Origin of the sequence: uncultured Paracoccus sp. (genome assembly GCF_947496875.1) — a bacterium.
Lineage (GTDB): Bacteria > Pseudomonadota > Alphaproteobacteria > Rhodobacterales > Rhodobacteraceae > Paracoccus.
On sequence record NZ_CANMEH010000022.1, the window covers coordinates 24,675 to 37,118 of the forward strand.

General features: G+C 68.4%; 10 protein-coding genes and 1 pseudogene. 9 read left to right on the top strand and 2 right to left on the bottom strand.

Translation table 11 applies throughout. The annotated features are described in order from the left end of the window. The first annotated feature begins 9 nt into the window (after positions 1-9). The 3 genes from Q0938_RS16595 to Q0938_RS16605 all read left to right on the top strand — a co-directional run bounded on the left by Q0938_RS16595 (position 10) and on the right by Q0938_RS16605 (position 4,013). Complete coding sequence (locus tag Q0938_RS16595) at positions 10-672, top strand: response regulator transcription factor (RefSeq protein WP_299364738.1); 663 nt, start codon at positions 10-12, stop codon at positions 670-672. Next, positions 669-2,006: an ATP-binding protein gene (locus Q0938_RS16600; RefSeq protein WP_299364740.1), complete on the top strand. Its 1,338-nt coding sequence runs from the start codon at positions 669-671 to the stop codon at positions 2,004-2,006. Before Q0938_RS16595 ends, Q0938_RS16600 begins: the two co-directional genes overlap by 4 nt. A gap of 90 nt (positions 2,007-2,096) precedes the next feature. Next, positions 2,097-4,013, top strand: a complete 1,917-nt coding sequence (locus Q0938_RS16605) for a cation-translocating P-type ATPase (protein WP_299364764.1) — start codon at positions 2,097-2,099, stop codon at positions 4,011-4,013. Between the two features lie 60 nt (positions 4,014-4,073). Here the strand turns inward: Q0938_RS16605 and Q0938_RS16610 are convergent, their stop codons facing one another. Next, the gene (locus Q0938_RS16610; RefSeq protein ID WP_299364742.1) at positions 4,074-4,955 is read right to left on the bottom strand and encodes a LysR family transcriptional regulator; all 882 of its coding nucleotides are present in this window, start codon (positions 4,953-4,955) and stop codon (positions 4,074-4,076) included. Positions 4,956-5,156: 201 nt separating this feature from the next. Here Q0938_RS16610 and Q0938_RS16615 point away from each other — a divergent pair, with 201 nt between their 5' ends. From Q0938_RS16615 to Q0938_RS16640, 6 genes and pseudogenes are all read left to right on the top strand, one after another. Then, the gene (locus Q0938_RS16615) at positions 5,157-5,378 is read left to right on the top strand and encodes a heavy metal-associated domain-containing protein (protein WP_299364744.1); all 222 of its coding nucleotides are present in this window, start codon (positions 5,157-5,159) and stop codon (positions 5,376-5,378) included. Between the two features lie 71 nt (positions 5,379-5,449). Next, positions 5,450-7,396 carry a cation-translocating P-type ATPase gene (locus tag Q0938_RS16620; protein ID WP_299364747.1) on the top strand — a complete coding sequence of 649 codons (1,947 nt, stop codon included), beginning with the start codon at positions 5,450-5,452 and terminating at the stop codon, positions 7,394-7,396. A 117-nt stretch (positions 7,397-7,513) separates the two neighbouring features. Beyond that, positions 7,514-9,136, top strand: coding sequence for a DUF924 family protein (locus Q0938_RS16625; protein ID WP_299364749.1), 1,623 nt, complete (start codon positions 7,514-7,516; stop codon positions 9,134-9,136). Positions 9,137-9,157: 21 nt separating this feature from the next. Continuing rightward, positions 9,158-10,567, top strand: a complete 1,410-nt coding sequence (gene pyk, locus Q0938_RS16630; protein WP_299364753.1) for a pyruvate kinase — start codon at positions 9,158-9,160, stop codon at positions 10,565-10,567. Positions 10,568-10,588: 21 nt separating this feature from the next. After that, the gene (gene eno, locus Q0938_RS16635; protein WP_299364756.1) at positions 10,589-11,863 is read left to right on the top strand and encodes a phosphopyruvate hydratase; all 1,275 of its coding nucleotides are present in this window, start codon (positions 10,589-10,591) and stop codon (positions 11,861-11,863) included. 39 nt (positions 11,864-11,902) lie between these two features. Then, positions 11,903-11,995, top strand: a pseudogene (locus Q0938_RS16640) (integrase); the annotation flags it as partial. A gap of 165 nt (positions 11,996-12,160) precedes the next feature. Here Q0938_RS16640 and Q0938_RS16645 read toward each other — a convergent pair. Continuing rightward, positions 12,161-12,444: hypothetical protein (locus Q0938_RS16645; RefSeq protein ID WP_299364759.1), on the bottom strand; the 284-nt coding region annotated here is incomplete at its 5' end.

Below are 12,444 nucleotides of genomic sequence, written 5' to 3' on the forward strand. Positions count from 1 at the left end.
AGCGGCTTCATGCGGATCCTTCTGGTCGAGGATGACACCATCCTGGGCGCGGCGGTGAGGGACCACATCGCGGGGGACGGCCATTCGGCCGACTGGGTCGGGCGGCTCGACCTTGCGGCTGAGCATCTGGATGCCGCCCCGTATGACCTGATCCTGCTCGACCTGATGCTGCCGGATGGGCGCGGCATCCCCTTCCTGCGCGCCCTGCGCCGGCGGGGGGATGTGACGCCGGTGATCATCCTGACCGCGCTCGACCAGATCTCGGACCGGATCGAGGGGCTGAACGCGGGCGCCGACGATTACCTGACCAAGCCCTTCGACCTGGCCGAGCTTTCCGCTCGGCTGGCCGCAGTGGCGCGGCGCTACAGCGGCAATCCCAATCCGCTGGTCGATCTCGGTGAGTTGCAGTTCGATCTGGCCGCCCGGACGGTGCTGCGCGCCGGCCGCCGCGTCGATCTGACGGCGCGTGAATGGGCGCTGTTCGAGGCCTTCGTGCAGCGGCCCGGACAGGTGATCTCGAAAGCCCAGCTTGAGGATCGCCTCTATGCCTTCGGCTCGGAGGTCGAGAGCAACACCATCGAGGTCCATGTCAGCCGCCTGCGCAAGAAGCTGGGCGCAGGCGTGGTCGAGACCGTGCGCGGGGTCGGCTACCGGCTCGGGGACGGACGGTGAGAGGACCGACCAGTCTTCAGGGGCGGCTGTCGCTGTGGCTCACCCTTGGAGCGGTTCTGCTCTGGGCCGTCGCGGCGGCATGGACCGCGGTGCATCTGCGCCACGAGATGGACGAGGTCTTCGACAGCGCCCTCGAGGAAGCGGGCCAGCGCCTGCTGCCGTTGGCGGTGCGCGACATCATCGGGCGCGAGGAGGATGACAGCCCCGACCAGGGCGTGGCCACCCTGCGCGAGCATGACGAGTATTTCACCTACGTGGTGAGAGACGCGGAGGGCAAGGTGCTTCTGCGTTCGCACCGGGCCGATCTGGGGGTTTTCCCTCCCTTCTCGGGGATGGGCTTTGCCGACACCGCCACGCATCGCGTCTATTCCGACGCCGCCCTTCGGGGCACGATCACCATCTCCGTCGCTGAGCCGCTTGCCCATCGCTGGGACGTCGCGCGGGAGGCGCTGATCGGGCTGGCGCTGCCGTTGACATTGATCGTCCCGGCCAGCCTGTTCGGCGTCTGGGCCGCCGTCCGCGCCGCCATGGCGCCCATCCGGCGCTTTCGGGCGGGGATCGAAGCCCGCGGCGGGGGCGATCTGTCGCCGATTCCGGCCGAGGGCCTCCCCTCGGAGTTCCAGCCCAACGCGCGCGCGGTGAACCTTCTACTGGACCGCCTGCGCCGCGCACTGGAGGCCGAGCGCAGCTTTACCGCCAACTCGGCGCACGAGTTGCGAACCCCCGTCGCCGGTGCGCTGGCGCAGGTGCAGCGGCTGGTCGTCGAGGCGCCCGACGAGGACACCCGCAGCCGCGCCCGCCAGGTCGAGGCCGCCCTGCAGCGGCTGGCGCGGCTGTCGGAAAAGCTGATGCAGCTTGCCCGTGCCGAGGGTAGCAGGCTGCAGGCGGAGGCTCCGGTCGATCTCGCTCCGATCCTGCGGATGCTCGTGGCCGACATGGCGCGCGGGGATGGACACCGGATCGAACTGACGCTGCCGGACGCAGGGGTGATGGCGCCCATCGACCCGGACGCCTTCGCGATCCTCGCCCGCAACCTGATCGAGAACGCCATGCGGCATGGCGCACAGGACGCCACCGTGCGGGTTTCGCTTTCGCCAGACGGCGTGCTGTGCGTGGTCAATGCGGGGCCGGTGGTAGCACCCGAACTGCTGGAGCGACTGTCGGGACCCTTCGAGCGCGGCGCGACGGATGCGCAGGGCAGCGGGCTGGGGCTTGCCATTGTCGCTGCGATCGCCAAGGGCACGGGTGGGCGCCTCGACCTTATCTCGCCGGCGACCGGACGGGCGGACGGGTTCGAAGCCGAGTTTGCGACAAACCGCATCGAGACTAAGTAAGATGCACTCTGAAAGGATCCCGGTGTGAAACGTCTCTCGTCGTTCGATCTCTCGTTGGCTCTGTCGCTCGCGGCGGTGCTGGGGCTGGCGCTGGCATCGGCGGGGCTCTGGCTGGGCGGCGGGCGGCTGGGCTCTCTGGTGACGCCGGGGCTGGTCCTCGTCTATCTGACCGGCGGGCTGCCGGCGGCGTGGCGGGCCCTCGGGGCGCTGTGGAACGAGCGGGTGCTGGACATCGACCTGCTGATGGTCGTCGCCGCCGTTGCCGCGGCGGCGGTCGGCGCGCCCTATGAGGGGGCGGTGCTGCTGACGCTGTTCAGCGTCGCAGGCACGCTCGAATCCCGCGCGCTCGGCCGTGCCCGCCGCGCCATCGAGGCGCTGATGGCGCTGCGCCCGGAAACCGCTCTGCGCAAGGGACCCGATGGCAGCGTGGCCGAGATCGCGGCATGCGATCTGGCCGTGGGCGACACGGTGATCCTGCGACCGGGCGCCCGCGTGCCGTCCGATGGCGAGATCGCCGATGGCCGCGGCGGCATCGACGAGGCCCATATCACCGGCGAATCCATGCCGGTCTCCAAGTCGCCGGGCGATCCGGTGTTCGAGGGCACTGTCAACCTAGAAGGCATCCTCGAAGTCGTCGTCATCCGCGGGGTCGCCGACAGCACCATTGCCCGCATGATCCAGCTGGTGACCGAGGCGCAGGCGGCCAAGGCGCCGTCCGAGCGTTTCAGCGCCTGGTTCGGCCAGCGCTACACGATCGCGGTGCTGGTCGGCGCAGTGCTGGCCTTTGCCGCCTTCTGGTGGCTGGGGCATGGATGGGACGGCGCCCTCTACAAGGCGGCGACGCTGCTGGTCGCGGCGAGCCCCTGCGCCATCGTGATCTCGGTCCCGGCGGCGATCCTTTCGGCGCTGTCGGCGGCGGCACGCGGGGGCGTGCTGTTCAAGGGCGGCGCCGCGCTCGAGACGCTGGCCGCCGTCGAGACCTTCGCCTTCGACAAGACCGGCACCCTCACCACGGGCGATGCCACGGTCACGCAGGTCGTGGCGCTGGACGGTGACGCGGACAGGTTCCTCGCGCTTCTTGCGGGTCTCGAGGCACAGTCCGAGCACCACATCGCCGCCGCCATCCGGCGCTCGGCGGCGGCCCGCGGCATCAAGGGCGCCGCAATCACGGATGTGACCAGCCGTGCGGGCAAGGGGATCATCGGCCGGTCCGACGAGGGCACGCTCTGGGCCGGCAACCCCTATCTCGCCGACGAGATGGGCGCGGACCTCCGCCACCCGGCTTTGGCGGCGCTCGATACGAGCGCCGAAACCGTCATCTATCTGGGCCGCGGGCCGCAGGTGCTGGGCGCGGCCGCCGTTGCCGACGAGGCGCGCGCCAGCGCCGCGCCCGCCCTCGCGGCGTTGCGCGACGGCGGTGTGAAGCGGATCGTCATGATGACCGGTGATCGCCGACCGGTCGCGCTGCGGATCGGGTCGGAGCTGGGCCTCGCGCCCGACGAGATCGATGCTGACATGCTGCCCGAGGGCAAGGTGCGGGCCGTGGCGGCGCTCGCCGGTCAAGGGCGGGTGGCCTTCGTCGGGGACGGGGTGAACGATGCCGCGGCGCTGGCCCGCGCCGATGTCGGCATCGCCATGGGCGCCGCCGGGTCGGACGTGGCACTGCAGGCCGCAGATGTCGCGCTTCTGTCCGAGGATCTGGAGCGGCTTGCCGCGGCCCGCCGGCTGTCGCGGCGCACAGCCAGGATCATCCGCCAGAACCCGACCTTCGCCATCGGCGCCATGGCCGTGCTGGTGACGGGAGGGCTGTTCTTCGACCTGCCGCTGCCCCTCGCCGTCATCGGCCACGAGGGCGGCACCGTGCTGGTCGTGCTCAACGGGCTGCGGCTGCTGTCGGACCCGATCCGGCGGACTGCGCCTGCGCCAAGGGTCCCGGGCCGTGCTCCGCTTCAAGAGCTTCCTTCGCGCGGCGGGCATGCCGCTGCGACTTCTGTCCGCTCGGGATAACCACGGGAACCCCGCTCAGGTCGGAACGCTCAGGCACATCGCAGTCGCTCACGCCCCGCTTCAGATGGCGCCTGCGAGCAGCGGCGCCTCCTGCGCCAGCGCCTCGGCCATGAAGTCGAGGAAGGCGCGGATGCGCGCGGTCCGGCGCAGGTCCTCGTGGGTCAGCAGCCACAGGTCGAGCGTGAAGCTCTCGGGCAGCGGCGCGACCCGCGTGAGGTCGGGCTCGAGGTCCGCGATGCCGCACGGCAGGGTGGCGAGGCCGAGGCCCGCCCTTGCGGCGGCGATGGCGGCGGCCACCGAGTTGACGCGGAACGCGGGACGGACGCCGGGCAGGAACTCGGAGAATGCGCGCACGAGCGGCGCGTGCTCGGCGTCGAAGCCGATCCACGGCTGCTCGGCCAGCGGCGCCGTCGCCTCGGTCGCGGCCGCTCCATAGACCGCGAAGGCAAGCCGCCCCACCCGGCGGCCGACGAGCGTCTCGGGCGGCTGATTGCCGACCCGCAGCGCCACGTCGGCCTCGCGCCGCGTCAGGTTCAGCGTGGCGTTGCCGACGGTCAACTCGACCTCGATGCCCGGATAGGCGCGGAGAAAGGCCAGCAGGTGCCGCGGCAGCAGGCCCTGTGCCAGCATGTCCACGGTGGTGATCCGCACCACCCCGCTCAGGCGCAGGTCCTGCCCGGTAACCCGGCGGTCGAGGGCGGCGATCTCCGCCTCCACGCGGAACGCGCTCTCCTGCATCGCCTCGCCCGCGGCAGTCAGGGCGTAGCCGTTCGGCAGCCGGTCGAAGAGGCGCACGCCAAGGGTCTCCTCGAAGGCGCCGATGCGGCGGAAGACGGTCGAATGGTTCACGCCGATCTCCCGCGCGGCCCCCGACAGCGTGCCTGCGCGCGCCACCGCGAGAAACAGCCGCAGGTCGTCCCAGTTGTCGATCCGTGCATCCATGCAATGCCGCCTTTCGGATTTGGCGGATCGCTCCGCCGTGGCGTGCAACATAGCTGGCGGTGGAAGCAATGGCCAAGGCGACGGCTGTGCGTTGGTGCAAGCGCAGCTTTCGGGTTTCCCCAATCGCAACCTCGGACGGAAGTCATAGGTCATTGGCAGACGGCGGGAACCATCCCCGCCAGACGACGAAAGGAAACGATCATGACCCAGAAAACCATCCTCCGCAGCGACGAACTTTCCTGCCCGTCCTGCGTGCCGAAGATCGAGAAGGCCCTGCGTGGTCTGCCCGGCGTCGAGAAGGCCGAAGTGCGCTTCAACACCGGCAGGATTGAGGTCGAACACGACCCGGCGCAGTCGGACGTGGAGGCGCTGGTGCAGGCGATCCGCGGCACCGGCTACGAGGCGCGCCCCTCGGCCTTCTGACCGCATCCCGACCCCCGCCGCACCATAGCTTGGCGCGGCGGTCTGCTGTCTGGATGAGAAGGATGAATGAGATGGAACGACTATCTGCAAACATGAAGGCCGCCTTTGCGCACCCGGCGCGGCGGCGCCTGTGGCTGACCGCCGGCAGCGGCATGCTGATCGCGGCCGGGCTGATCGCGCGTTACGGCTTCGGCATGATCGGCCTGTGGTCCGGGCTGATGGTGGCCGCGGCACTTCTGGCCGGCTCGGACATCGCTGTTCGGGCCTGGCGCGCGCTGAAGGTCAGGCATCTGAGCATCGAGCTGCTGGTGACGATCGCCGCCGCGGGTGCGCTGGTGATCGGCGAATACTGGGAGGCGGCCGCCGTCACCTTCCTCTTCATGCTCGGTGCCTGGCTGGAGATGCGGACCATGGGCCAGACCCGCGGCGCGCTGAAGGAACTGCTCGACGCCGCACCCGTCACCGCGACGGTGCTGCGCGAGGGCGAACCCATCGAGATCCCGGCCCACACGGTTCAGTTGGGTGAAACCGTGCTGGTCAAGGCCGGCCAGCGCATCCCGGTGGACGGCGAAGTGACCGAGGGCACCGCCGCAGTCAGCGAGGCCGCCATCACCGGCGAGCCGATGCCCGCCGAGAAGGCGCCGGGTTCGCGCGTCCATGCCGGGACCATCGCCGAGAACGGGTTGCTGCGCATTCGCGCCACCAATGTCGGCGCCGACACCACGCTCGCCCGCATCATCCAGCGCGTCGAGGAGGCGCAGGAGGAGAAAGCCCCCAGCCAGCGGATGATCGAGCGTTTCGCGCAATGGTATACGCCTGCGATCATCGGGCTCGCAGTCGTGGCGTTCGCCTTCACGCAGGACATCCGGCTGGCGCTGACGCTGCTGGTGGTCGGCTGCCCTGGCGCGCTGGTGATCTCGACGCCGGTGTCGATCGTCGCCGGGATCGGCCGGGCCGCGCGCAGCGGCATCCTGATCAAGGGCGGCCAGCACCTGGAAAGCGCGGGCCGGATCGACACGATCGCCCTCGACAAGACCGGGACGCTGACCGAAGGCAAGCCGCGTCTGGCAAGCGTGATCGCGCTGGACGGCACGGAAGACAAGTTGCTGCGGCTTGCCGCGACCGCCGAGGCCGGCTCGGACCACCCGCTCGGCCGCCCCATCGTCGAGGCCGGTCGCAAGCAGGGGCCGCTGCCCACGCCCGAGACGCTGGACGAGCACGCCGGCATGGGCATCAGCGCGCGCATCGACGGGCGCGAGGTCGCCGCCGGCAACCGCCGCCTGATGGAGAAGCTCGGCATCCCCTTGGGCGCCGATGGGGAGGCCGGGCTGAAGCGCCTGCTCTCGGCCGGGCAGACGCCGATCCTGGTGGCGGTGGACGGGCGGCTGATCGGGCTGCTGGGCATGTCCGACATGGCCCGCGAGGGCGCGGCGGAGGCTATCGCCCGCCTGCGCGAGATCGGCATCCGCCGCGTGGTCATGCTGACCGGCGACCAGCACGGCGCGGCCGAGGCCATAGCCCGCGAGGTCGGCATCGACGAGGTCCATGCGGGGTTGATGCCGGAGGACAAGCTGGCGCTGATCCGCGAGATGAAGGCAGGGGGCGCCCATGTTGCGATGGTCGGCGACGGCATCAACGACGCCCCGGCGCTCGCCGCGGCCGACACCAGCATCGCCATGGGCGCCGCCGGCAGCGATGTGGCGATCGAGACCGCCGACATTGCGCTGCTGCAGGACGATCTGGGCAAGATCCCCGAGGCGATGGCGATCTCGCGCGCGACGCTCGGCAACATGCGCCAGAACCTGGTGATCGCGCTTCTGACGGTGGCCGGGCTGCTCGCCGGAGTCTTCAGCGGGCATGTCCATATGGCCGGCGGGATGCTCGTCCACCAGCTCTCGGTGCTGATCGTGATCGCCAACGGCATGCGGCTGCTGCGGGTGCCGGCAAGATACCGGCCGGGCACCAGCCGCACGGGACGAGCGGCTGCCGGGTCAGCGACCGTCGCGGCGCGAAGCTGAGCGACAGTTCAAGCTACGAGTCCCCGCGCTGACGCGCGGGGGCTGATTCACGTCTCTGCGAGACTACCGGACTCCTTTTTCGATCTGGACGAAGCAGGTTTTCCACGAGGTGCCAACATGAACGAGAAATCTGACGCGCGTGCATGGAAGGAAGTTCTCGAATTCTGGTTTCCAGAGCAGAGCACCTCCAACCTTGACGCCGGCACTCATCGAGAACAGTGGTTCTGGCGAATGCGCGGCGGGGCCGACAGCGAGATCATCGCCCGATTTTCCGATCTCACAGCCGAGGGGGCCAAGGGCAATCTCGATCACTGGGCGAGCAATGCCGAAGGCAGGCTCGCGCTCATCATCGTGCTCGACCAGTTTTCCCGTTCGCTCTGGCGCGGCGAGCCCCGCGCCTTCGCGCAGGATCGTGCAGCGCTGACGCTGGTGATGGATGGCATGGAGAACGGCCATTACGCGGCTCTCGCCAGCCCGTGGCTCAGGATCGTCTTCGGCCTGCCGCTGGGTCACTGCGAAGGTCCGGATCATCTGGAGCGTCTGGATTTGCTCATCGGGCTCCGCGAGGACATCGCCACGCAAGCTCCGGCAGAACTGCAGCCGATATACCTGTCGCTCGTGACGCAGGCTCATGAGGTGCGGAAGGTGATCGCGGCCTTCGGGCGCCACCCGCACCGCAATAAGGCACTCGGCCGGCAATCAACCGCTGCGGAGGAGGCATACATAGCTGAGGGAAGGTTTCCGCATCCGGTGCCGGACGAGGCAGGGCAAAGGGCGGCGGCCGAAATCCTGCAGACGGTTCAGAAGGCCGGCCCCGATGATCTGGTGCTGGCGCTGATCTCGGGCGGCGGCTCGGCGCTGATGACCTTGCCGGTGCCGCCGCTGACGCTGACGGAGAAGATGCAGGTCAATCGGCTGCTGCTGGCATCGGGCCTGACCATCGAGGACATGAACCGCGTCCGCCGCCGCCTGTCGCTGGTCAAGGGCGGCGGGCTGGCACGGGCGGCGGCACCGGCGCGATTGGTGACGCTGGCCATCTCGGACGTGCCGGGCGACGATCCGGCCGCCATCGCCTCGGGACCGACCGTGCCCGATCCGACGGCAGGCGAGAATCTCGCGCATCTGGTCGCCAGGCTGGGTCCGAACCTGCCCGAGACGGCCCGCGACATCCTGCTGCGTCCCGCCACGCCGCAGCCCGACTTCATCCCCGATTACCGGATGATCGCCACGCCGCAGATGTCACTGGAGGCCGCAGCCGGGGTCGCCCGCGCGGCGGGTGTCACGCCCCTGCTTCTGGGCGACGCGCTGGAAGGCGAGGCCGCCCAGCTTGGCATCGCCATGGCGGGCATCGCGCGCTCGGTCGCGGCCCATGGTACGCCGGTCCGTGCCCCTGCGGTGCTGCTCTCGGGCGGCGAGACGACCGTGACCATCGGCGAGACGAAGCCCGGCAGGGGAGGGCGCAATACCGAGTTCCTGTTGGCCCTGGCCATGGCGCTGAACGGCCATCCCGGCATCCATGCGCTGGCCGCAGACACGGATGGCATCGACGGCACCGAAGACGCCGCCGGTGCGTTGATCGGCCCTGACACCCTGGCAAAGGCCCACAACGCCGGGCTGAACCCGCGCGACTATCTGGACGACCATGACAGCTACAGCCTGTTCGACGGTGTCGGTGCCTTGATCCGCACCGGCCCGACCCTGACGAACGTGAATGATTTCAGGGCCGTTCTGGTGCTCTGACCCCCCCGAAAGGACAGCAAGATGATCCGTGACAGACGAGCCAAGATCGTGGCCACCGTCGGCCCCGCCAGTGCCGCACCCGACATGCTGCGCAGGCTGTTCGAGAATGGCGTCGATACCTTCCGGCTGAATTTCAGCCATGGCGAACACGCCACCCATGCCGAGGTGATCGCCGCCATCCGCGCGTTGGAGGCCGAGACCGGCACCCCCATCGGCATCCTGCAAGATCTGCAAGGCCCGAAGATCCGCCTTGGCAAGCTTCAGGGTGGCGCGCGGATGGTGGACCGCGGCGAGCGGCTGTTCTTCCGGTCTGCCGACAGCACCGGGACTGACGACCTGCCTCTGCCGCATCCCGAAATCTTCGCCGCGATCAGGCCGGGCGGGCGGCTGTTCATCGACGATGGCCGGGTGCGGCTGCGGGTCGTCTCGCACAGCGCCGACCGGATCGAGGCCGAGGTGCTGGAAGGCGGCAAGCTCAGCGATCGCAAGGGCGTCAACCTGCCCGATACGGTGCTGGACCTGCCTGTCCTGACCGAAAAGGACCGCCGCGATCTGGAGTTCGGCCTCGCGCAGGGCGTCGATTGGGTGGCGCTGTCCTTCGTCCAGAAGGCCAGCGATCTGGATGAGATCACCCGGATCATCGATGGCCGCGCCGGTCTGGTCGCCAAGATCGAGAAGCCCTCGGCCCTGTCCGATATCGAGGCCATCGTCCGCAAGGCCGATGCGATCATGGTCGCGCGAGGTGATCTGGGCGTCGAGATTCCGCCCGAGGAGGTTCCCGCCCGTCAGAAAGAGATCATCGCGCTGTGCCGCCGCGAAAGCCGCCCGGTGATCGTCGCCACGCAGATGCTGGAATCGATGACCTCGGCACCTGCGCCGACCCGTGCCGAGGCTTCGGATGTTGCCACCGCGATCTATGACGGTGCGGATGCGGTGATGCTGTCCGCCGAAAGCGCGACCGGCGCCTATCCGGTCGAAACCGTCGCGGTCATGGACCGCATCATCCGCAGCACCGAAGCCCATGATTTCTATGCCAGGGCAATATCGGCCTCGCGCGAGCCGGCCGCGACCCCGGCGGATGCGATTGCGGAAAGCGGTGCTGTTCTGGCCTCAGCCCTTGGTGCCCGCGCGATCGTCGCCTATTCCCGCAGCGGCAGCACGGCGGCCCGGATCGCCGCGCGTCGCCCCTTCCTTCCTCTGATCGTCCTGACCCGCGACATCCGGATTTCGCGGCGGATGGCGCTTCTGTGGGATGCCCGCTCTCTGACCGAGGAGTCGGTGCAGGATTATGACAGCATGGTTTGTACCGCCGTTGAGACCTGTCGCAGCCTGCTGAAACCGGCCGCTCAGGACCACATCGTCATCCTGTCCGGCGTTCCCTTCGGCCAGTCCGGCACGACCAACAACATCCGCGTCGCCAGCTTCGGCTGAGCGCTGACGAAAGGAACCGCCATGTCCGCAATCATCAATATCTACGCCCGCGAAATCCTCGACAGCCGTGGCAACCCGACCGTCGAGGTCGATGTGACGCTGGAGGACGGCACCACCGGCCGCGCCGCCGTGCCCTCGGGTGCCTCGACCGGCGCGCATGAGGCGGTGGAGAAGCGCGATGGCGACAAGGCGCGCTACATGGGCAAGGGCGTGCTCGAGGCCGTGGCCTCGGTGAATGGCGAGATCGCCGAGAACCTGATCGGCGAGGACGCGACCGAGCAGCTGGCGATCGACCGGATGATGTGCGAACTCGACGGCACCCCGAACAAGGGCCGGCTTGGCGCCAATGCCATCCTCGGCGTGTCGCTGGCCGTGGCCAAGGCCGCCGCCGAGGCGACCGGCCAGCCGCTCTACCGCTATGTGGGCGGCACGGGCGCGCATGTGCTGCCGGTGCCGATGATGAACATCATCAATGGCGGCGAGCATGCCGACAACCCGATCGACATCCAGGAATTCATGATCATGCCGGTCAGCGCGGAGAACATCCGCGACGCCGTGCGCATGGGGTCCGAGGTGTTCCACACGCTGAAGAAGGAACTGTCGGCGGCGGGTCTCTCGACCGGGATCGGCGACGAGGGCGGTTTTGCCCCGAACCTTTCCAGCACCCGCGATGCGCTGGATTTCGTCCTGCGCGCGGTCGAAAAGGCCGGCTACACGCCCGGCGATGACATCATGCTGGCGCTGGATTGCGCCTCGACCGAGTATTTCAAGGGCGGAAAATACGAGATGGCGGGCGAAGGCAAATCGCTGACGCCGGGCGAGAATGTCAACTATCTGGCCGCGCTCTGCGCAGATTACCCGATCCTGTCGATCGAGGATGGCTGCGCCGAGGATGACTGGGACGGCTGGAAACTGCTGACCGAGCGCCTGGGCGGCACGGTGCAACTGGTCGGCGACGACCTGTTCGTGACCAACCCCGACCGTCTGGAAGAGGGCATCCGTCGCGGCTGCGGCAATTCGCTGCTGGTGAAGGTGAACCAGATCGGCACCCTGTCGGAAACGCTGGACGCGGTGCGCATGGCCGACCGCGCGGGCTATACGTCGGTGATGAGCCACCGCTCGGGCGAGACTGAGGATGCGACCATCGCCGACCTGGCCGTGGCCACCAATTGCGGCCAGATCAAGACCGGGTCGCTGGCCCGCTCGGACCGGCTGGCGAAATACAACCAGCTGATTCGCATCGAGGAAATGCTGGGCGAGATCGCCCAGTATGCCGGCCGCTCGATCCTGCGCTGAGACCCAACAGGCATGCGAGCTGCTGTGCCCCACTGCATCCAGCGTTTGCACATCTCGACGCATCAGTTTGCCCGGCTGGTCCGGGATTGCGTCACATCCATTGGCCTGAAGCCGACGCCCTATGGAACCCCTTAAATGCGCCAGACCAAGCTTGCTCAGATAAACCGAAAGACCGCCCTTCCTTCTGATGCGGTGGAGTATGAAAAACTCCGCAACTTGATCGACGCCGCCTGGTCAGCAAGGAGCGAACGTTCGATTTCTGTTCCTTCTTGCCGAACGCCACCGACGTAGGAGTGTTCAGGTCCTGACTCTGGAAAGTGGTTTATTTTCAAGGCACTGAAAGAAATTCACCAAATGGGGGAAGTCATGAGGTCCAGAGAAAAGCCCGCCGAGAGAACGAATTTTGGGCCGATAGCTGCCACGGCAGTGTTCAGCCTGTTCTGCAAACCCCTTTGAAAACACGATAAAATCCGGCCGCGGCCGGATCGGGAGAATGATTTCGCAAGGGCAAGTGGCGGAGGGGACGGGACCGAAATCCAACGTTCTCCAAGTCTGACCCGCCGGCAGCAGCACTGACACTA

Coding starts and splice junctions, on each gene's coding strand:
- Q0938_RS16595 (WP_299364738.1), top strand. CDS start 10: ATGCGGATCCTTCTGGTCGAGGATGACACCATCCTGGGCGCGGCGGTG.
- Q0938_RS16610 (WP_299364742.1), bottom strand. CDS start 4,955: ATGGATGCACGGATCGACAACTGGGACGACCTGCGGCTGTTTCTCGCG.
- Q0938_RS16615 (WP_299364744.1), top strand. CDS start 5,157: ATGACCCAGAAAACCATCCTCCGCAGCGACGAACTTTCCTGCCCGTCC.
- Q0938_RS16620 (WP_299364747.1), top strand. CDS start 5,450: ATGGAACGACTATCTGCAAACATGAAGGCCGCCTTTGCGCACCCGGCG.
- Q0938_RS16625 (WP_299364749.1), top strand. CDS start 7,514: ATGAACGAGAAATCTGACGCGCGTGCATGGAAGGAAGTTCTCGAATTC.
- pyk (WP_299364753.1), top strand. CDS start 9,158: ATGATCCGTGACAGACGAGCCAAGATCGTGGCCACCGTCGGCCCCGCC.
- eno (WP_299364756.1), top strand. CDS start 10,589: ATGTCCGCAATCATCAATATCTACGCCCGCGAAATCCTCGACAGCCGT.